We start from the raw sequence: 21,364 nt of genomic DNA on the forward strand, positions 1-21,364 counted from the left end.
GGGCAAAAAAGTATCAGACGGTTCCGCCCAGACTGCCTTCAAGCTCGACCATCTCCTGACCACCGGCCATCAGGTCCTGCAGCTCTTCCGGGGTGATCTGGCCACGCTGCGCCGTACCCAGCGTCTGCCCGCGATTGAGAACCGTGAACCTGTCACCAACCGCCAGTGCATGGCGGACGTTGTGAGTAATGAAGACCACCGCGATCCCCTGCTTGCGCACCTTGTCGATGGTCGCCAGAACATTGGCTGTTTGGCGCACCCCAAGGGCCGAGGTCGGTTCATCCAAAATCAGAACCTTCGCCCCGAAATGCACCGCCCGCGCGATGGCGACGGTCTGGCGTTCACCACCTGACAGCGTGCCCACCGCCTGATCAGGGCCGCGCAAGTTGATCCCCATTTTCTTCATCTCTTCCATCGTGACCTTGTTGGCATAGTCATGATCAAAAAAGTGAAGAGGTCCGACCTTCTTTACCGGCTCATTGCCCATGAAGAAATTGCGCGAGACCGACATCAGCGGGATCATGGCCAGATGCTGGTGTACGGTTGCGATCCCGGCCTCGATGGCATCACGCGGGTCGGCGAAATGCATGGGGTGGCCTTCGAACAGAATTTCTCCGTGGGTGGGCTGGTGCACGCCCGACATGGTCTTGATGAAGGTCGACTTTCCCGCACCGTTGTCGCCGAGAAGGCAGTGGCATTCACCGGGGAACACGTCCACCGAGACACCCGCCAGCGCGATCACGCTGCCGAAGTGCTTTTCGATGTTTTTCATCTGGATGATGGGTTCATGTTCGGGATTCATATCAACGCTCCCCCGTGATGATGCGGCGGATATAGGTGTTGAGGATCACAGCCCCAAGCAGGATCACCCCTAGGAAGACCCGGAACAGCGAGCTTTCGACACCGGCAAAGAACAACCCCTGTTGCACCACGCCAAAGATCAACGCGCCCAGCGCCGCGCCCAGTACCGAGCCGTATCCTCCGGTCAGAAGCGCGCCGCCGATGACCACGGCGATGATCGCCTCGAACTCTTTTAGCAGACCCCGGTCAGCACCAGCCGATCCGAACTCCATCACCTGACAGACCGCAAAGACGGTGGCGCAGAAGGCCGTGAACATAAACATCAGAATCTTGACCCGGTTCACAGGCACACCCGAGTTGCGCGCCGCCTCAGCATCCCCGCCCGAGGCGAAGATCCAATTGCCGAACCGCGTTTTGGTCAGCAGCACGTGACCAAAGATGATCAGTGCGATCGCCCAGACAATCAGCATTGGAATACCATCCACAACTGGCTGACCGGCGCGGGTGCCACGCTCGAATACGGCGATGATCCCGGCATCCCCGAGCCATTGGAACAATCCCTGCAAAATTTTACCACCAAAGATCGGCGCCAGCCAATCGCCTTCGGCTGCGTCTTTCACACCGCCGATAATAGTTTTGCGCTCGATCACCTGCGGCAGGAAGATTGTAAAGCCGCGCAAAATGAACAGAAAGGCCAGCGTTACGATAAAGCTGGGCAAACCAGTCCGGATCACGATCCAACCGTTCAGCGCGCCGATTGCCACCGCCATTGCAAACGTGACGAGAATCGCCATCCAGACCGGCCACGCCAGCGTGACCGAAAAAATTGCGATCATCATGCCCGAAAAGCCAATCATCGACCCGACTGACAGGTCAAACTCACCGGCAATCATCAGAAGGCACGCACCTACGGCGATGATCATGAACTGCGCCGAGACAACCGACCAGTTCATCATGCCCTGTGCGTTGAACATGCCGCTATCAAAAGCGAACAAAAGAAAGAAGGTGAAGACGGCAACGGTGCCAACCATCCCGCCGAGTTCAGGCCGGATCAAGGCCTTGCGCAGCGGCGATATTTCTTTAATCCGTTCGTCGGTTACAGCCGTGTTTTGAGCAGACTCGCTCATTAGAACGCCCCTCCGAGTTAAGCAGTGATTTTGCGTCAGATAGTTGTTGGCGGGCGCCGCTTTGGCGGGGCGCCCGCGCTGTAAGAATCAGCGGTACTCGCCAGCAAATTCTTCGATCTTGGTCAGACCATCAGCAGTTACGAAGCCGGGACCCGAATTGATGTTGTTGCCCGGCAAAACGCCATAGCGGTGGTAGTTGGTCATCACAACAACCGGCAGGTAAGCCTGCAGGAAGGGCTGCTGATCAATTCCCCACTGGATCACGCCAGACTTGATGCCTTTGACAATCTCACCACCCAGATCGAAGGTGCCGAAATAGATGTCACCGGCCATACCATTTTCTTCCAGCGCCAGAATTGTCGGATCAGCCGAGGTTGGACCCAGTGTCAGAACCGCATCAGTATCCGGGTTCGCCGACAGATAGGCCAGCACGCGGTTCTTGATCTCGGCTGGGTCCTGGCCGGCGTCGATCATCTGATCCCCCAGTTCAATGCCCAAGCCGTCTGCAAAGCCCTGACAACGTTCCTGGCTTGAGGGCTGAACGATATAGTGGTTCACACAAAGGAACGAGCCGATGCCGTCACCCTTGGCGCGCTGGCCTGCAGCAAATCCGGCATCATATTCGGGCTGACCCACATACATCAGGGCACCAACTTCCCGTGCCTGATCCGGCGTACCAGTGTTCATGATGATGACATCAACGCCCGCATCAACCGCTGATTTGATCGGTCCGCTCAGCACATCATAATCCGCCAACGTGGTAATGATCCCGTTCGGACCCGAAGCAGCCGCCTGATCGATAATCCGCGCCATATCAGCAAGGTCGCCAGTGGGCGGATTGCGGTATTCGACTTCGACACCCATCTGGTCGCCTGCCAGCGCGATGCCGTTCTTGATCGTGTTCCACCAGCTGTCGCTGTCTGGCGCGTGGCTGACCAGAATGTATTTCTCACCTTCCGCCGCAGCGCCCGTGGCTGCGATCAGAGGCGTCGCAGCTACCGCCGCCGCCAGCGCCAACTTCTTCGTCAGTGAAGTCATGATGTCCTCCCAAAACTCATGTTATCGCGGATTGAGGCAGTCCTTCGCACCTCTCCGACTCGAGTTAGAGCATATCTGTCAAAATTTTGCAACCGGTTGCAAACGGTGTCAGATGTGTTTCATACTGTATCTGCCAAAGAATACAGGTAAAAGGACTGCCACTAAACGCAGGAAGGTCAGACGGATCATGGCTGTCACATTGAAAGAGGTTGCAGAACGCGCCGGCGTTTCACGTTCGGCGGTGTCGCGCACTTTCACCGATGGGGCCTCGGTATCCGACAAGATGCGCCGAAAAGTCGAGAAGGCCGCGCGTGAGCTGGGATACAGCCCAAATGCACTGGCTTCATCTCTGACCACAGGCCGAACTAAGCTGATCGGGCTGGTCTCGAACAACTTCCACAACCCGATTTTTCTTGAAGTTTTCGACCTCTTTACCCGGGGGCTGCAGGACCGAGGCCTGCGCCCGTTGCTGGTGAATCTGACCGACGAGGTTGAACCCGAAAATTCGGTACGAATGCTGCGCCAATATTCGGTCGATGGCGTTGTCGTAGCGTCGTCGACCTTGCCGCCCGGGTTCGCAAAAGCGTTTCGGGATGCTGGCGTACCAGTGGTGCACAGCTTTGGCCGGTCATCCTCTTCACCGCAGGTTCATGTGGTCGGGATCGACAATGTGGAATGCGGACGCATGGCGGCCCGCGAGCTGGTCGCGCGTGGTTATACGAAAGTAGCCTTTCTCGGCGGGCCCGAGGCGGCGACCTCGACTCAGGATCGCCATGCGGGATTCATGTCAGAGATGGCCCGGCATCCTAGCATTGATGTGACCTGCTCGTTTGCTGAGGCTTACTCATTCGATGCAGGTCGTCAGGAAATGCTACGCTTGCTGCAATCTGAGCGGGCTGATGCATATTTCTGCGGCGATGACGTGTTGTCCATCGGGGTGTTATCCGCAATTCTGGATAGTGGCCTAAAGGTGCCCGAAGACATCGGCATCATCGGCCTGAACGACATGGAAATGGCACGGTGGGAGAATATTGATCTCACCACCATCCATCAGCCGATCCGGCAAATCGTGAGTTCCTCGATCGAGCTAATGGTGGCAACCCTGAACGAACCCGACCGATATCCGGAGGCGCGGATATTCCCATGTTCGGTGGTGGAACGGGGCACATTGCGCCCCGTATCTGAGAGTTAACGAAACATCGGTGGCCGGGCATCCATCCACGCGCTGCCCTGTTTCGCCGACTCGACCGCTGTATGCACAGCCGCCATCGACCGCACGCCGTCTGCCGCATTGGGCAAGCCGTCGCGGGTTTCCCCGGCAATAGCATCTGCGAGATCGCAATAGATATTCGCAACCGCCAACGGGAACCCTTCGGGATGCGCAATCGCCACCCGGCTGAGTCGTTGCGCGTCTTCATGCAGCCCGCCTTCGCCTTTTTCTATGATCTGCAGGCGACCACCAACAGGCGTGTAGATAAGCTGGTTCGGCTGCTCCGACGCCCATCGAAGACCGCCGGTTTCTCCGAACACCTGAATGTCGAACCCGTGCTGCCGACCGATGGCGACCGAAGAGGTCCACAACCGGCCAACAGCGCCTTTTGTCGTGCGGAAGTTGACCATGGCATCATCTTCAAGTTCACGGCTGCCAATGGTTGAAGCAAAATCTGCAGACAGGGTCTCAACCTCATCATCCGCAATGAACCCGGCCATGTGCATCGCGTGGATACCGCAATCAGCGAACTGCCCGGAAACACCCGCCATCGCAGGATCATAGCGCCAGCGCACGCGTGGATTGTCAGCATCAGTGGCGTCTCCGTGATGGCCGTGACTGAAATTGGTAACGACCAGACGGATTTTGCCGATCTCACCTGCGCGCACCATCGCGCGAGCCTGACGCACCATCGGATAAGCCGAGTAACAGTAGTTTACCGCGCAAATCTTCCCTGATTTCTCGGCGACTTTGACAATCTCTTCGCCCTCTTCCACCGTCATGGTCATGGGCTTTTCGCACAGCACGTTGAACCCGGCCTCAAGGTACGCTTTGGTGATCTCGAAATGCGTCGCATTTGGAGTGGCTACAGTGACCAGATCAATCCGATCCTCGCGCCCGCGCTCACCTTCCAGCATCTCGGTCCAGTCGCCGTAGGCTCGGTCTGCCGCGATACCCAATCGTTGGGCGTATTCGCGACCAATGTCAGGCCTGTGATCCAGCGCTCCGGCGGTGAATTGGAAATGCCCGTCCGCCAGCGCCCCCAACCGGTGCGCCGGTCCGATCTGGCTACCTTCGCCGCCTCCGATCATGCCCCATTTCAGCTTGGTCATGGTCTGGACCTCCTTAACTGAAACCAATTGATTCAAGGTATTCACGATTCTTCCGCGCGTCCCCTACAGGATCAGGGTCGAGCGTTGGGTCGCAATCCTGCTCGACCGTGCACCATCCTGTGAAACCAGCGTCCAGCAGCACCTGGCGAACGGTCGGAAAGTCCACGTCGCCGTCGCCCAGATTGCAGAAAATCCCCTGCCCGCAAGCATCATAGAAGCCCGTCCGATTGGCAATTACATCCGCTTTCACTGTCGGAGAGATATCCTTGAAGTGCATGTACGAGATCCGATCAACGTAGCGCTTCATGAAGCCGACCGGATCGAACCCGGCATAAGAGTGATGCCCCGTATCGAAGCAAATTTTCAAAAGGCTTTCATCGACCTCGTCCAGCAAACGGATAAGTTCAGGTTCAAAGTCCATGAAGCCCGCAGCATGAGCGTGCATCCCAACGGTCAGCCCGTATTCCTCGGACCCGATCCGCGCGCTTTCAGAAAGGCGATCCCGGAACGCCGTCCACTCGGCCTTGTCCATCTGCTCAGCCTCATCGGCGCGACCAGCGGTTGGCGCGCGGCGGGGTGAGATCGCATCGATCAGCACCATGAGCTGCGCCCCATGCGCTTTCAATGCGCGAGCGGTGCGGTGGGTGGCGTCCAGCACGTCTTCCCACGCGTCGGGGTCGTGATAGTTGCGGAACACAACGCCGCCGATCAGTTCAAGATCATGCTCGGCCAGCGCATCGGCCAGCACCGCAGGGTCTTCGGGCATGAAACCCACCGGGCCGAGTTCGATACCCTTATACCCGGCCGCAGCGCATTCGCTGAGAACGGTTTTCCAATGCGGATTGCGCGGGTCCTGCGCAAATTCCACGCCCCAGGAACAGGGCGCATTGCCAATTCTGATGCTCATCTTGTCTTGTCTCCGATGCTCAGAAATCTTCGATATTTTTCCAGCTTTCATCCGCTGACGATGCCAATGCCGCAGCGACGACCCGGTTGACCTCATGCCCGTCGTGGAAGGTCGGCCAGACCGGTTTACCTGTCTCGATCGCGCGCAGGAAATCTCGCGCCTCGATGATGATCTGATCCTGATAGCCCGTGCCATGGCCCGGCCCTTGACAGAACGGCTCATAGTCCGGGTGCGCAGGGCCGGTCAGGATCTTACGAAAGCCACGCTCAGCTTCGGGACCCTCCATACGGTAGAGCCACAAAACGTTCTGGTCTTCCTGATCAAAGCGGATCGCACCCTTGGTGCCACTGATCTCATAGGCATAGCCCATCTTGCGCCCAGTCGCGATTCGACTGATATAGATCGATCCCATTGCTCCGTTCGCGAACCGCACCATCATCTGAGCGTGGTCGTCATTGTCAACTTCGCCACCCGGGCGGCTATTGTGCACGGTTTCGACCTCGGCCATCACGCGTGAAATCGGGCCGATCAAAGCCAGTGCGGCATTGATCATATGAGGCGCAAGATCACCCATCGTTCCGTTCGACATTCCTGTTGTACGCCAGGTTGCCGGGGCTTGAGGGTGCGCGTAGAAATCTTCGGTATGCTCACCCCGAAACCATGTGATGTCGCCGATCTCTCCTTCGGCTATCAGAGCGCGAGCGTATTGGCTGGCCGGGGTGCGGATATAATTGAAACCAACCATGTTGGCCAAGCCCGAGGCCTCGGCCGCTGCTGACATCGCCGCACCATCCTCCAGCGACGCGCCCAAAGGCTTTTCACACAGCACAGGTTTGCCCAGCGCAAACGCTGCCTGAGCGATCTCGCGATGTGTTTCCGGAGGCGTGGCGATCACAACGGCCTCGACCTTCGGGTCGTTCACCAACACACGCCAGTCATTCGTCGAGCGCGCGAATCCATAGGCCTGACGATACCGCTCAGCGCTTTCCGGTGACGAGGCGCACACCATCTCTAACCGTGGTCGCAAGGCCGTGTTGAACACCGCCCCAACCGAGGACATGGCGACCGCATGGGCCTTGCCCATATATCCGCCGCCTAGAATGCCAATACCGATCTCTGCCATTCCGACGTCCTCCCTCGCTTTTTCTTGAAAACCATTTGCAACCGGTTGCAAAACTTGTATCGTGAGAATAGGACTCTCGCAAGCTGCATTCGGCACTGCATCATAATTTTCCTAAAGGAGCCCGCAGACATGTCCGCGCAACACGACACTGTTTACCTGACAACGGCGCAGGCGATCATTCGCTGGCTGTCGAACCAATTCATCGAGATCGATGGTCAGGAATATCGCCTATGTGGCGGGGGCTTCGGGATTTTTGGTCATGGCAATGTGACCTGCCTGGGCGAGGCACTGAATACTGCCCGGGATGAGCTGCCGTTGTATCGCGGGCAGAATGAACAGAGCATGGGATTCGCCGCCGCGGGCTATGCCAAGCAATGGCTGCGTCAGCGATTCATGTTCTGCACCGCTAGCGCAGGCCCCGGCACTGCGAATCTGTTGACTGCTGCTGGACTGGCCCATGCGAACCGACTGCCAATGCTGATGTTGTGCGGGGACACGTTCATCACCCGCTTGCCGGATCCGGTTCTGCAGCAGATGGAGAACTACTATGACCCGACGTTTGGTGTGAATGACGCCTTCAAACCGGTCAGCCGCTATTGGGATCGCATCACGCATCCGGCACAGGTCATTCAATCTCTGCCCGCCGCTATAGCGACAATGCTGGACCCGGGCGATTGCGGGCCGGCGTTCCTCGGGTTGCCACAGGATGTGCAGGGTTGGACCTATGACTACCCGGTGAAGTTCTTTGAGAAAAAAGTGCATCGCATTCGTCGCCAATCTCCCGATGCGGATGAAATCGCCGATGCCGCTACCGCGTTGGCATGCGCGAAACGCCCGATGATCATCGCAGGTGGTGGCGTGCAGTATTCCAAAGCCGTGACCGAGCTGACCGAATTCGCCGAAAAGCTTCAGATCCCGGTCGTCGAAACCATCGCGGGCCGCGCCAATATGCTGGCGACCCACCCGCTGAACATTGGCCCGATCGGCGTCACTGGATCGGACAGTGCCAACGCGATTGCGGAACAAGCCGATGTGATTGTCGCCGTCGGGACGCGCTTGCAGGATTTCACGACCGGCTCATGGACTGTCTTTGCCAAGGACGCTCAGTTCATCTCGATCAATGCTGCGCGGCATGATGCGGGTAAGCACATGTCCTTGCCAGTTGTTGGGGATGCCAAGCTGTCGATTCAGGCTCTAACACAGGCAATTGACTACACGGCTGCATCCGATTGGGTTTCACTGGCGCAAGACGAGCGCCGCAAGTGGGATGCTTACGTGGCCGAAAATGTGTCTTACGGGAACCGTCCGAATTCCTATGCTCAAGCCATCGGCGTTGTGAACGAACTCTGTGACTCGCGTGACCGCGTGGTCGCCGCTGCCGGAGGTCTACCCGCTGAAGTCACCGCCAACTGGCGCACGCTGGATATTGGCACCGTTGATGTTGAGTTCGGATTCTCCTGCATGGGCTATGAGATCGCAGGCGCTTGGGGCGCGCGCATTGCCCAATCTGAGCGTGAGCCGGATAAGGACACGATTACGTTTTGCGGTGATGGCTCATATCTGATGCTGAACTCGGACATCTATTCCTCGGTTCTGAGCCGCAAAAAGATGATTGTTCTGGTGCTGGACAATGGCGGTTTTGCAGTCATCAACAAGCTGCAGAACAACACAGGCAACGAAAGCTTCAACAACCTGCTGGAAGACTGCCCCACCATCCCCGAAGCCTTTGGCGTTGATTTCGCGGCCCACGCGGCCTCGATGGGGGCCACCAGCGAAAAGGTCGCGAACCCGGCAGAACTGGCCGAAGCGTTCAAGCGCGCCAAGGCCAGCGACAAGACTTATGTGATTGTGATGGACGTGGACGCCTATGAAGGCTGGACCACTGAAGGCCATGCATGGTGGGAGGTTGGAACACCCCACACTTCGGCTGACGAGAGGGTTCGTGATGCCCATGTCGAATGGGAATCGACCCGCGAAAAACAACGCAAGGGCATCTGATGAAACGGTTCAAGGCAGAAACGGCTGACCCAGACGTCATTGTGGATGAATTGCTGAACGGTGATGGAGTCGTCGCAATTTCGGGCCTTTTCACCCCTGAAGAGATCGCCGAGGCACGTGCCATCGTCATGGCCGAATCCGAAACAGCGGCCGAGAAAGTGACCCATTTCCAAGGCGCTGCGGAAGAGGATGGCAAACTGAACCTGCAGCGGCGGGTCTGGAACCTGTTGGCCAAGGGCGACGTGTTTTCACGCATGGCTGCGCATCCGGTTCTGATGAAGATCCTCCGCAAGTTTCTGGGGACCGAGTTCATCATGGGCTCGATCGCTGCCAATCGCATCCTGCCGGGCGGGCCGGGGCAGGAGCCGCATGTCGACTATCCCTATTGGGACTTTCACAGCCCCGAAACGCATCCCGTCGGTCTGAATGGATCATTTCCGATGAATGCACAGGTCTCGGTTTTGCTGGACCCGTTCACCAAGGAAAGCGGCGCGACCGGCTATGTACCCGGATCGCAGAAAGAGCTGCGTTATCCCACGCCCGAAGACAAGTTCTATGACAAATGCGAGCAGATGACCGGTGAGCCTGGCGATGTTGCTCTGTTCTATGGCGTAACGTGGCATTGCGCGATGCCGAACAAATCAGATCACGACCGCAGCGCGATCCTGATCCAGTATCTGCCCAAATGGGTTAAACCGATGGAAGATATGCCCGCTGCGCTGCCGCAGGATTTCCTTGATCAGGCAAGTCCCGATCTGCGGCAGTTGCTGGGCCTGAACTATCCCTACCCCGAGGTGCTGGATGCCGCGCGGGCAGGCAATACCGAGGGGCGCACGTGACTCTGATCGAAGGTATAAAAGGTAACCGCTTTGCCGTGTTCGGCAGGGCCGGAATGGACATGTTTGCGGATCCGGTCGGAACCAAAAGCGAAGACGCACAAGTGTTTCGCGCCGATCTGGGCGGATCAAGCGCCAATATCTGCGCCGGACTGGTGAAGCTGGGATCGCAAGCGGCGCTGGTCACCTCGGTCTCGGATGATGCCGTGGGGCGGTTCTGTGTGAACCGGCTGCGCGACTATGGCGTTGAAACGAGATATGTCCGAGCTGTGGGTGGCGAGGCGCGTACGTCTTTGGCTGTCTACGAAAGTTGCATCGAAGACTTTCAGAATGTCATCTACCGCAACGGCGCCGCTGATTTCCAGGTAACCGAGGCGGATATGGATGAGGTCGACTACAGCGCCTTCTCAGCCCTGATCACGGCGGGCACGGTGTTTGCTGCGGAACCCTCACGCTCGGCCACCTTCCGCGCGTTTGAAAATGCGCGCGCCTCAGGCCTGCCGGTGATTTTCGACATCGATTACCGCCCCTATAGTTGGCCATCACCCGAAGTCGCCTCAGAGGTTCTGACCCGCGCAGGGAATGAAAGCGATCTGATCGTGGGCAATGATGAAGAGTTCGGCTTTATGGCGGGCGGCATCGAAAAAGGTTTAGACAAGGCCCGCGAATTGGCGGCCAACGGCAAGATGGTGATCTACAAGATGGGCCATGAGGGGGCCATTACGCTGGCAGACGGGCAAGAGGTCCGCACCGGCATCTACCCCGTTACCGCCGTGAAGCCCAACGGCGCGGGCGACAGTTTTCTGGCCGGACTGCTGGCCTCGATCGCTGCGGGGCATGACCTGCGCGATGCGGTGCTGCGCGGTTCGGCCTGCGCGTCGATCGTCGTGTCGAAACCCGGCTGCGCCGGGGCCATGCCGACGACGCCCGAACTTGACGAATTTCTGGCCCAACACCCGGGCTCCACGGATACCTGAAAGGAGACGCAGATGCATATTGCGCCCCATGACAACCAGAACAAACCTATCGTCGATGCCGACCATGATCTGGTGCCGCTAAACTATTTCAACATCGTCAAACTGAAAAAGGGCGAGGTGTTCGAATATGCCGTACCGGGCTATGAGACCTGCATCGTGCCCGCCACCGGTACCGTGGATGTCGATGTGGACGGCGCGATCTATACCAACCTTGGCAACCGCGCCATCGACGTCTGGGATGGCGAGCCCGAGGGCGTATACGTTCCCGTCGGCGCCAAGGTTCGAATAACCTGCATGACGGATGAAACCGAAACCTTCATCGCGGGCGCAAAATTCGACCGTGTGCTTGAACCCTTTGATGTCCGCGTACCCGAACTGGATCTGGTGCAGTATGGATCGGACGACACCAAAACCCATCGAAAAATCAAACACATTCTGGGCGCGAACCATCACGACAAGGTCGGCCGCTTGCTGGTGTCTGAACTTTATACCGTGGGTCAGGGCGGCTGGTCCGGCTTTCCCAGCCACAAACATGACACCGACCGCAAAAGCGACGATGGCGAAATGATCGAAACCCGCCATGACGAAACCTATAATTTCCGCTTCCGGCCCAACTATGGTTCTGGCGTCCAGATGCTGCAGCGCGAAGACAACAAGCCGGGTGATGCCTATCACATCATGGATGGCTCGACGATCCTGCTGGACAAGGGCTATCACCCCTGCGCAGTTTTGCCGGGGTATGAAATGTACTATTTCACCATCCTTGGCGGGCTCAGTCAGCGCTCGCTGAAGCAGTATTTCCAACCGACCCATGCAGCCCAGCTGCATACGATCCCGGGCATTATGGACATGGTGGCCAAGTTCAAATGAGCCTTGTGACATTATCGGACGTGCTGCAACCCGCGCTGCGCGACGGCTATGCCGTGGCCGGGTTGGTGACGCTGGGCTGGGAGGATATGCGTGCCTACGTGGCCGCTGCCGAAGCCGAAGGCGTACCGATCATCCTGCAAGCCGGCCCATCATGCCGCGAACACACGCCGCTGCCGGTTCTGGGCAAGATGTTCCGCCATCTGGCCGAATGTGCCAGCGTGCCCGTCGTGGCGCATCTGGACCATGGCTACACCCATGACGAATGCCACATCGCCATCGACAGCGGCTTCACCTCTGTCATGTTTGACGGCTCACGCAAGCCTTTGGAACAGAATATCGCCGAGACCACTGCAATTGCCGAGATGGCCCATGCCGCTGGTGTCTCCTGCGAGGGTGAAATCGGTTTTGTCGGCTATTCGGGTGGTGAAGGTTCGGACGGAACCGACCCGGCGGAAGCCGCGCAATTCGCCCGAGAGACCAGCGTGGATGCAATGGCGATCTCGGTCGGCAACGTCCACTTGCAGCAGAACAAAGAGGGCGGTCTGGACGAGACCCGTATCCGCGCCATCGAAGCCGTGACCGATATACCTCTGGTGATCCATGGCGGCTCGGGCGTGCCGGTTGCGCAACGTGCTGCGCTGGCGCGCGGATCGAAAATCTGCAAATTTAATATCGGGACCGAGCTGCGAATGGCCTTTGGGAATGCCCTGCGAACGGCCGTGAATGCCGATCCGGACAGGTTCGACCGCGTTCAAATACTGAAAGATACACATGTACCGGTGGTCAAGGCGACGCGCCGGGTACTGAAAGCGTTCAAAGGGGCATGACATGCTGAATATCGGGCTATTGGGGTGCGGGCGGATCGGTCAGGTTCATGCGCGCTCGATCGGGCAGATTGATGGCGCACGGGTGAGCGCAGTGGCGGACGCATTCACAGAACCGGCTCAGATGCTGGCCGACAAAACTGGCGCACAGATCCTGTCGGCGGACGAACTGATCGAAAGCAAAGATGTCGATGCTGTCGTCATCGGTACTCCGACCGACACCCATTACGATCTGATCCATAAAGCGGCGAATGCCGGCAAAGCGATCTTCTGCGAAAAGCCGGTGGACATGTCTGCTGACCGCATCCGCGACTGCATCAAGGTGGTCGAAGCCACCGGCGTGCCCTTCATGACGGCCTTCAACCGCCGCTTTGATCCGAGCTTTGCCAATATTCAATCCCGCATCGCCGAAGGTGAGATCGGCGCGGTCGAAATTGTCACCATTCTGTCCCGCGACCCCTCGCCGCCACCGATCAGCTATATCGAAAGCTCGGGTGGGTTGTTCCGCGATATGATGATCCATGACTTGGATATGGCACGTTTCTTGCTGGGCGAAGAACCTATCAGCGTTTACGCTGTTGGATCATCGCTCGTCGATCCCGAGATCGGCAAAGCCGGAGACGTCGACACCGCAGCCGTAACCCTGACGACAGCCAGTGGCAAGATTTGCCAGATCTCCAACTCGCGCCGCGCCAGCTATGGCTATGATCAGCGCATCGAGGTGCATGGCGAGAAGGGCATGTTGCGGGCCGAAAACATGTTGGAGAATGCGGTTGAGGTCGCGACTCCGTCGGGTTTCCGCAAAGCCCCCGCCCAGCATTTCTTTCTTGAACGCTACGAAGGCGCCTATCAAGCCGAGATGGCCCATTTCACTGCCGCTGTGTCCGGATCAGGACAACTTGCACCAAGTATCATCGATGGGCTGCGGGCTCAGTTGCTGGCCGATGCGGCGGATGCGTCCTTGAAGCAGGGCACCGTTATCAGCCTCGCTTGAGGTTTTTGGGAAATAATCGAGGTTCAAGGTACGACGCGCCAAACTCGTACCCCCTCAAGAAATCATCAGACATCTTCTAGGCGCGCCGTATCGTTTTGGTATCTGGGCGAGATGTCCGGAATGTGTCTGAAAGATTAATTTTCCCAACTACGGGGAACCCCCAATATACGGGCCTACACGCATCGCATAACCTGAACTCAACGGACCACTTTCACTGATCCGTGTATCCCCTTCAGAGGGGTTGGCTCGACCCCCTCGCCGACCCCTCTGCTAGGTGGAATGTGAGGCGACGCTTTCAATCTAATACCGCCACCGCGAGATTTGGACGAAGCGGGCTTGTTTTCGGGCCCTAGACCTGTTCACTTTGGGTGACGACGGCGTCACCGATGGACGACAAAGAAGTGTATGGTATTTCTTTAATTGTTTAATTTCATAACCTTATCGTAAAGCCTTCGGCGCCCCTAGAGAACAGTTGTCACGAGCGCGACAACATGCACTTAAAGGCCCTACAAATTTGCGGTGCTACATTAGATCGCTGAAACAAGCGCATTCACGGCTCCGGCAAAACCAGCCACTGCCACAACACTTGCCAAAATGACGCAAAGGATTTCCAACGCACTGAGTTTCATATCGGCCCCCACCGGAATGCTGCACCCGGCATAGAGCAAGTCTTGAAAGGCGAAAAGTGAGCTTATGTTTACGTTGCGGAAACTTGCTATCCAGGTAGCGCTTACTTGCTCAGATACCGCTCTCAGGACGTTAGTTGGGGTCGTTCTGATGGCATTTCTATCTTGACCTGTTGCACCTCTGCATCGCCGATTGCACATCATTCGGCGCGCAACGATCAATGGAAAGATACCTGAAACTGCGCCCATAGAATCTAATGGCGCTGTCGAAGTACATCATAACTACACCCAGATGCGCGATACAAAAGGTTTGAACGCGCATTGTATCAACGCCACCGAAAATGCGCTTCGGTCATTGGGCTATCAGAAGACTGCTCGTGGGGCGGCATATCGAACTAGGTAACCCCCTCAAATCCAGTTGGAAAAACTAGAAAGTGCTAAAAATAAAGACATGCCGCCCTCTGTGGCAGGATGGCATTATGGCAAAAATGTGTCCACGGCTAAATTCGAAACTCTTAGTTCGTGAATTGGAAACAAGATGTTTCGGAAAGATTCTCGGGGCCACAGAGAACCCTACACTTCGAAGGTGCTCAGTGATGAAAGTTTGAATGCGAAAGATAACACTATGACGTCACTCTCTCCACCTATGAAGAAGGCTCGATAAGCGGACCATCGCTGCTTGGTGTCCTTATCAGCAGAAACTACGATACCTCTCATTGGATGAGGGATAGCCTCATCAAGCTTCAACCGAATAGCACAGCCAACACTGGATGGGCACTTCCCGAGCTACTGAACTGACACTTTAAACTGGAATGCATCTTGCTTCCCCATCTGTGCCCATCGCGCATCCTTCGTTCCAGAGAACGGTTCAAGTCATCAAACCTTGGGAGAAAAATTTGTTCTAAACAAAAAACGGGGGAGTTCTAGGTTAGTTCAATATACTTCAACTGATAAGCATCCATTTTGACGAAATATAGTACAATGCTTCAATTGGTAGAAATCCAAAGATCTAATTCAATTGTAACACGACCCTTGGGTTTTACCGTTGTGTTGTCATAGAGAAAGATGAATTAGCAGCGCTTGAAGTCTTGGTACGTGTTGATGCAATAATTGAAGCCAATGACAAGATGTCAAGAAACGCCTTTTGTCGAAATTCAAGTGGCATTCGCTCTTTGACCTCTTAATGTGCATCCTTATCTCGCGCTGCGACGGTGCGTTTCTTTCTTATTCACCGGAATCAAGCACTTATGAAGTAATGCGGAAGCTTTCCCTCTTTAACATCTACCAATGACCGGAAAGTATCAGTTCATATCACCCACCACTAAATTTATTTATTTATATCTGGCACTTAACAAATACCTGCGTTCGCAATTGCAAATGTCGAGCGCGTTTAATGTCGACGAGTTACTGAGATTAGTGTACTACTGACCCTAACTGTGGGGTTATTTTTATTTAAAACAATCGATCAGGGTGTCGAATTTTAGGCATTAGAAACGTTTAATATATTTACTTTGAGGTCAAGATATGGGGTAGACCAGACAAAGTTTTCCAAGACTAAAACACCCGAAGCCCGCCTAATGGCCATCGTGTTCATTGATGCATGTGGGTACTCGTTAGCGGTTCGCGAAACTGAAATGCGAACCCTATCCACTATTCGCGCGGATCTGAATTTAGCCAGTGAAGTAGTGGTCGCTCTTGGAGGTGAAGTCACGGGTATTGCTGGTGATGGTTTTTGCGCGACATTTAGAAGTGTTTCAGTCGCGGTAGAAGCCTCGTTGAGGGTACAGGAAACTCTTTCCGAACAAGTCGGAAACTATGATCGCGGATTCAGGATCGGTGTACATGTTGGTGATACATTTGAAATAGACCGCCAAATCATAGGGAATACCGTAAACACCGCGGCCCGTATCGAAAGTGCTGGATCGGCCGGTGATGTCCTGGTCTCCAGTGCGGTCCGAAATTCGCTTCGGGGTGGAAACGACTTTCGGTTTGTCTCCATCGGCTACCCAACACTAAAAAATCTGGGAAACTCTCTCGAGTTATTCAAGGTGATCAGAGTTTCGGACCAAGGGTCGCTGACAAAGGCCCGTCTCGAATTGATTGGGTATCCGAAGTATTGGGGCTCCCAAAACACTTTGCTGGACCTAAGCAACGAGCAGACAATGCTTCTCTCGCTCTTAGCTTGCTCTCAAGGTGTTTTTTCAGCGCATCGGGCTGGCGAAATTATTTGGGAGGACCAGTCTACTTCTGAAAGGTCTGCTTTATTGGAGCGGCTCGTTGACGCCACCAATGAACACACGGGTTTGGCAACCCTAATCAGTGTAGTTCGCGACAAAGATCTCATTTGCCTCAATCAACAAGAATTGGAAATAGACGTAACGGAGCCAGCAGCAGAACTATCGAATAATAGGCTGTTGGAGGGTTTCAATTGCCGCAATGCTGCTTTCATGGATTGGCTCCAGCATCAACGGTCTGCGGTTCGATGCATCAACCAAGATGGTGCTAATCTAGTAAGCAAAACCGATCTCACAACTCAGCCAACGCCTAATGCGTCATGGGTAGAAACTACGAGAACAAATTTCGTAATTGGCCTTCTAGCCTCAGATGTGGGAGCGGGATCGGAAAAAGCCTCTTTCGTAGCAAATATCGTCGCAGAGCAGCTATCAAAATCTCTTTCGGAAACCGAGGCCCTGATTGTTCAGGACTATCGCACCCCGAACGTGCCCGGGCCATACAACTCCAGCCCCAGCCACGGTGTTGGTCCCGACTTGTTTCTTCAGTGCAGAGCGTCAGCCTGCGAAAGCATGCTTCAAGTTTCTGTCACTGCAATGCGCCCCGAGGACCGGAAAGTTATTTGGAATCAGAATGTGGTGGCTGATCAGGGCGACTTTCTTGGGCTCTCAACCTCCAGCGTTGCAGCTTTTGTAAGCTACGCTACCGATGCGCTCCTCACGGCATTGGTGAATGGGCGTCATATGCGAGACCCCGCTGCCCATCATGCTGCAAAGACGGCGATCTCAGCAGTCCATCACTTGCTAACAATGTCTGGACCCGGTTTGGACCATTTGCAGGCAGACATATTGGCGGCCTACGAAATCGACCCCAAACCTGTTTACTTGGCCTGGCTAGCATATTTTACGACGTTCCAAATCGGCGAACGTTACGGAACGTGGGACATTGAGCTTGAAGAAAGAGCACGAGAGCTAGCGAGGCGAGCAGTCGAAGCTGACGCAGATAACGGGACCGTTTTAGGGCTTGTCGCTCACGTCTATTCCTACGTGTTCCGCGAGTTTTCGATTGCTCAGGACCTTTCTGACAGAGCCCTAGAGCTGAGCCCATATCGTGCAATGTGTTGGGATTCTGCTGCGATGCTCTACTGCTATACCGATCGTCCGAGGCTTGCAGTGGAGGCGGCGAACAAAGCTAGGGTTATCGGACGGCACAGCCCTTATCGTCATCTATTCGACGGCGCAAGCTGCGTAGCATCGTTGGTAAATGGCGACTTCGAACAGGCCGTCAAATTTGGCGAAAACGTGATGGCGGTACAACCACAGTTCAAAGCAGTTATGCGCTATCTGGCGGCATCTTACGGTCACTTGGGCGATCACACCAAAGGTGAGAAAGCGTTACATCGACTTGTCGAATTGGAGCCAGACATGTCTCTCACAAGTATTCGAGAAGACTGGTTTCCGGTTCCAACCCGCTTCAGCGCAAAACTTATGGAGGATGGTCTGAGCCGTATCGGGCTGCCAAAACAAATTTAGTATTTCGATCAAGGGAGGGGGATTCATTGAATTACGTTAGTTTTCTCAACAACTTCGGTATGCTCGTTCGGCGTGGGGAATTGATTTCGTGTAAAGTTTTAAAGCTGGCGAACTTGGGCGCAGAGGACAATCCTGAGCGAAATAGGGATGAACTTGTATCGCTAATCTATGACGAACAGCAGCAAACATTCTGGGCGTACATCAATGCGATTCGTGAGATCAAGGACGACATAATTGATGATCCAACACTTGAGAAATTGAATTTGTTTTTTGATGAGATGACTCTGGTAGATCGTCTTCAGCGGAACGAACAAGTAGCTAATTCGGTTGCCACAGAAATTGGAAGCCGGTCTGCACTCGGAGCCGCGGTAATTGCGATGGGTCAGTCTTCATCCTTTGCCCTGAACCGCAACAGAAATAGAAACCGCAATAGAAACAGGAATCGAAATAGAAACAGAAATAGGAATCGAAATAGAAACCGCACTGAGTTCGATTTCGGTGGGAGCGATGCCTCATTTGGGTGGCGCGAAATGCGTGATCTCTGTAAAATTGGCGTTCCTATTGATACAAGTATACTCGGGAAAATCTGGGAGAATATTGATCTTCTACCACCTCCAGGACCCGATGAAAGCCTGAACGAAACCACTCATCTGCTGGAGCTTCAGGAGCAACTGAAACAGCCAGATCAAGTGCGCCGTCGCGACGAAATTGTTGCACAAGCGCAGTTCGGAATTGACGATTACCTGACCCCTTTAGGGATTGACGAGCAGGGCGGATTTGATGCGACGAAGGCCTTGATGGTCATCCTGCTGGAAATCACCAACGAGATCGGCCTTACTTACAAGAATAGGTTCAGCCGACCTCGACCAAACATCGTGCAGCCGCTTATCCGTCCTTACATCCCCGTACCGTATCACGCTGCATATCCATCCAACCATTCTTATCAATCATTCGCGATTGCAGAGCTGTTCTCTCGGCTGGTTCCAGAGCATCCGGGAACGATAGCGCTTTTCCATCGCGCCCAGCGTATTGCCGAGAACCGAGAATGGGCAGGTCTACACTACCCAAGTGATACAGCTGCAGGACGAAGTCTCGCAAAGAAAACAGTGGTTTATCTAACAGAAGCTCTCGATGAACTGATGGATGAAGCCCAGGACGAATGGCTGGGATAGCTACAAAGGGGAGGTGAGCCAATGCCTGTTGGCGATGAGTTATATAAACGTTACTACTATCTTTGGCATCTGGTGGCGATCAATGCGATTTCCGTACCAACTGGCACCTCATCTGGTGAGGTTTGCCCGACGATAACTGGTGTCGAATGGGATTTTGCAGGACGGGATGTAAAAATTGGCCTCATTGATATGGGGGTGGCCCGGCATCATCCAAACTTAGAAGCGCCAGAGGCCCCCCTTCCCCCTCCAGATCAAGTTATTTGGAATGACGCAATTGATCTAGCGAGCCACCCGTATGGAGCAAAGTACGAGGAGTTATCGGCATATCCTGCAGCAAACAGACACCGCGAGCTACCAGAACAACATTTGACCGGAATCAGCGCTTTGGTCATACCTGGTCTCGACCCCGAAGAAACCGAGATAATTAACAGAATTAGTAACGGTTTTGGCGTCAAGCGTTACGTCGATGCCTATGATGATCGGTATGCCGCTCACGGGACTGGATGCGCTGGCCTGACTAGCGGTACCAGTTATGAATTGGATCAGTTCGGCAATGCGGGTAATGTTGCCCCTTACTTTGGCGTAGACCCGCTAAGCAAAGTAGTTCCTATCACAACTTCAATATCTCCTAGCCCTGAAGAACTGATAGCGGCCTTTCTATATGCAGAAGCGAAAGGTGTGGATGTCATTCTATTTCCGCGCGATGCCGCTGACCCTTCGTATTGGCCCGGCTATCCAACCTCTTTTGACGATGATGAAGAGACCCGCCTTCATAAAAGCAAGGCGGGAGAAGTTCATGAAGATATTTTGGATATCCAAAAATCCTGGGCTCTACTTGAGAAAGTCATAGAATGGGTAAGCAAGCAGACGCCTGTTGTATGCGCCGCAGGTAATGAGGGCAGGAGTGAACTGATTTACCCGGCTAGTTTGTCATCCAATCCCGCAAACGGTGTCATTTCAGTAGGCGCCGTCAATTACAACGGCTACCGATCGGGTTATTCCAACTACTCGGGTGATCTGACCGTAGTCGCACCTTCAGATGACGGAGAAGTATATAACCGATACCAAATCCGATTGGACCGTCGCGCTGCTTCAGCAGGCGACTTCTGGGTAGAGAACGTGCACAAAAAGCGCGAACCACCTTATGATGATATCCCTGAAATTTTATTTGCCTCACAACGGTTACTTTCCTTGGATGTTCCAGGACCGCGGGGCTACGTGGAAGGAACACTCGCTGGCCCCGTGAAGAAACGAGAAAGTGCGCGCGACGATCCTTCGGGACTATATGCTGAATTTGGGGGCACGTCGGGTGCTGCTGCCTTGGTCGCCGGAGCAATCGCGATGATGCAGCGCAAGTCGACTTCAAAGGTGTCAGGTGTTGACGTCAAGAACATTTTCGAAGGTTTTTCGGCTGATACCAATAAACTAAATCTAGACCACTGGTATTGGTTAGATGCAGGGTCATCTTTGCAGCCAGATGCCATGAACTCATATACAACACCGAGCACTGATGAGCTTTTTGGGCAAGCAGGACTATTGGACGTCGCAAAACTACTTTTACAGGTTTGAACAAACTAGGACGTGTGATTGGTTGATACCGCTCCTTTCAAGGCATTTTGCCGCAAAGGAGATTGAATATGGGAATGAAGCGCACGGATTGATTCGTCTCTGCTGCGAGACGGATCAAGCTGATCATTGGGCTTTCACGCCAACAGACTGCGTTTGAACGCGGCATTGGCATTAAGCGATCGGAACGCTTGGTGCAGAATACCAATATCGCGCCATTAATGGGTTGAGATCAGAAGCACGTAGAGCGATAGATTCAGGGTCATCCCTATTCTCCCATTCTTCATCACGCGTCGATTTAAGGGCGTGGCGCGATAAAGTGTCTGATCGTTAAGCAATTGATCGGGGTGATCAATTGTAGTCTGCACGGGCTGCTCTGAGATTTTCTAAAGTTGGTTGCGGGAGCAGGATTTGAACCT

16 protein-coding genes are annotated in these 21,364 nt (G+C 54.8%); 10 read left to right on the top strand and 6 right to left on the bottom strand.

The genetic code is table 11. The annotated features are described in order from the left end of the window. Positions 1-13: 13 nt before the first annotated feature. From ACR0MJ_RS11455 to ACR0MJ_RS11465, 3 genes are all read right to left on the bottom strand, one after another. A complete protein-coding gene (locus tag ACR0MJ_RS11455) occupies positions 14-802 on the bottom strand; it encodes an ATP-binding cassette domain-containing protein (protein WP_170395006.1) in 789 nt (262 codons plus the stop codon). A gap of 1 nt (position 803) precedes the next feature. Next, on the bottom strand, positions 804-1,928 hold the full coding sequence (locus tag ACR0MJ_RS11460) for an ABC transporter permease (protein ID WP_170408588.1): 1,125 nt from the start codon (positions 1,926-1,928) through the stop codon (positions 804-806). An 87-nt stretch (positions 1,929-2,015) separates the two neighbouring features. Continuing rightward, positions 2,016-2,966, bottom strand: coding sequence for a sugar ABC transporter substrate-binding protein (locus ACR0MJ_RS11465; protein WP_170395010.1), 951 nt, complete (start codon positions 2,964-2,966; stop codon positions 2,016-2,018). Positions 2,967-3,153: 187 nt separating this feature from the next. On the opposite strand from ACR0MJ_RS11465, the gene ACR0MJ_RS11470 reads away from it, so the two are divergent. Beyond that, complete coding sequence (locus ACR0MJ_RS11470) at positions 3,154-4,158, top strand: LacI family DNA-binding transcriptional regulator (RefSeq protein ID WP_170395012.1); 1,005 nt, start codon at positions 3,154-3,156, stop codon at positions 4,156-4,158. Here ACR0MJ_RS11470 and ACR0MJ_RS11475 read toward each other — a convergent pair. Genes ACR0MJ_RS11475 through ACR0MJ_RS11485 form a run of 3 tightly spaced genes read right to left on the bottom strand, consistent with a single transcriptional unit; the run spans position 4,155 to position 7,318 of the window. After that, a complete protein-coding gene (locus ACR0MJ_RS11475; protein WP_170408589.1) occupies positions 4,155-5,288 on the bottom strand; it encodes a Gfo/Idh/MocA family protein in 1,134 nt (377 codons plus the stop codon). The genes ACR0MJ_RS11470 and ACR0MJ_RS11475 overlap by 4 nt on opposite strands. A 13-nt stretch (positions 5,289-5,301) precedes the next feature. Then, on the bottom strand, positions 5,302-6,195 hold the full coding sequence (locus ACR0MJ_RS11480; RefSeq protein WP_480761026.1) for a TIM barrel protein: 894 nt from the start codon (positions 6,193-6,195) through the stop codon (positions 5,302-5,304). 19 nt (positions 6,196-6,214) lie between these two features. Next, a complete protein-coding gene (locus ACR0MJ_RS11485) occupies positions 6,215-7,318 on the bottom strand; it encodes a Gfo/Idh/MocA family protein (RefSeq protein WP_170566823.1) in 1,104 nt (367 codons plus the stop codon). 129 nt (positions 7,319-7,447) lie between these two features. On the opposite strand from ACR0MJ_RS11485, the gene iolD reads away from it, so the two are divergent. From iolD to ACR0MJ_RS11530, 9 genes are all read left to right on the top strand, one after another. After that, positions 7,448-9,316 (top strand): 3D-(3,5/4)-trihydroxycyclohexane-1,2-dione acylhydrolase (decyclizing), encoded by a 1,869-nt coding sequence (gene iolD, locus ACR0MJ_RS11490; protein ID WP_480761027.1) that lies wholly within the window; start codon positions 7,448-7,450, stop codon positions 9,314-9,316. Then, on the top strand, positions 9,316-10,155 hold the full coding sequence (locus ACR0MJ_RS11495) for a phytanoyl-CoA dioxygenase family protein (RefSeq protein ID WP_480761029.1): 840 nt from the start codon (positions 9,316-9,318) through the stop codon (positions 10,153-10,155). Before iolD ends, ACR0MJ_RS11495 begins: the two co-directional genes overlap by 1 nt. Continuing rightward, positions 10,152-11,129 carry a 5-dehydro-2-deoxygluconokinase gene (gene iolC / locus ACR0MJ_RS11500; RefSeq protein ID WP_170395024.1) on the top strand — a complete coding sequence of 326 codons (978 nt, stop codon included), beginning with the start codon at positions 10,152-10,154 and terminating at the stop codon, positions 11,127-11,129. The genes ACR0MJ_RS11495 and iolC overlap by 4 nt, the downstream gene beginning before the upstream one ends. A 12-nt stretch (positions 11,130-11,141) precedes the next feature. After that, positions 11,142-11,999: a 5-deoxy-glucuronate isomerase gene (locus ACR0MJ_RS11505; RefSeq protein WP_170408595.1), complete on the top strand. Its 858-nt coding sequence runs from the start codon at positions 11,142-11,144 to the stop codon at positions 11,997-11,999. Beyond that, a complete protein-coding gene (locus tag ACR0MJ_RS11510; RefSeq protein WP_480761031.1) occupies positions 11,996-12,826 on the top strand; it encodes a class II fructose-bisphosphate aldolase in 831 nt (276 codons plus the stop codon). Before ACR0MJ_RS11505 ends, ACR0MJ_RS11510 begins: the two co-directional genes overlap by 4 nt. Position 12,827: 1 nt before the next feature. Then, on the top strand, positions 12,828-13,817 hold the full coding sequence (gene iolG / locus ACR0MJ_RS11515) for an inositol 2-dehydrogenase (RefSeq protein ID WP_480761032.1): 990 nt from the start codon (positions 12,828-12,830) through the stop codon (positions 13,815-13,817). A 2,203-nt stretch (positions 13,818-16,020) separates the two neighbouring features. Continuing rightward, positions 16,021-18,207: an adenylate/guanylate cyclase domain-containing protein gene (locus ACR0MJ_RS11520; RefSeq protein WP_170737120.1), complete on the top strand. Its 2,187-nt coding sequence runs from the start codon at positions 16,021-16,023 to the stop codon at positions 18,205-18,207. A 26-nt stretch (positions 18,208-18,233) separates the two neighbouring features. Beyond that, positions 18,234-19,379, top strand: a complete 1,146-nt coding sequence (locus tag ACR0MJ_RS11525) for a phosphatase PAP2 family protein (RefSeq protein ID WP_170626712.1) — start codon at positions 18,234-18,236, stop codon at positions 19,377-19,379. Positions 19,380-19,400: 21 nt separating this feature from the next. Next, the gene (locus tag ACR0MJ_RS11530; protein WP_480761034.1) at positions 19,401-20,948 is read left to right on the top strand and encodes a S8 family serine peptidase; all 1,548 of its coding nucleotides are present in this window, start codon (positions 19,401-19,403) and stop codon (positions 20,946-20,948) included. Positions 20,949-21,364: the final 416 nt, after the last annotated feature.

It is taken from the genome of Ruegeria sp. C6, assembly GCF_056537625.1.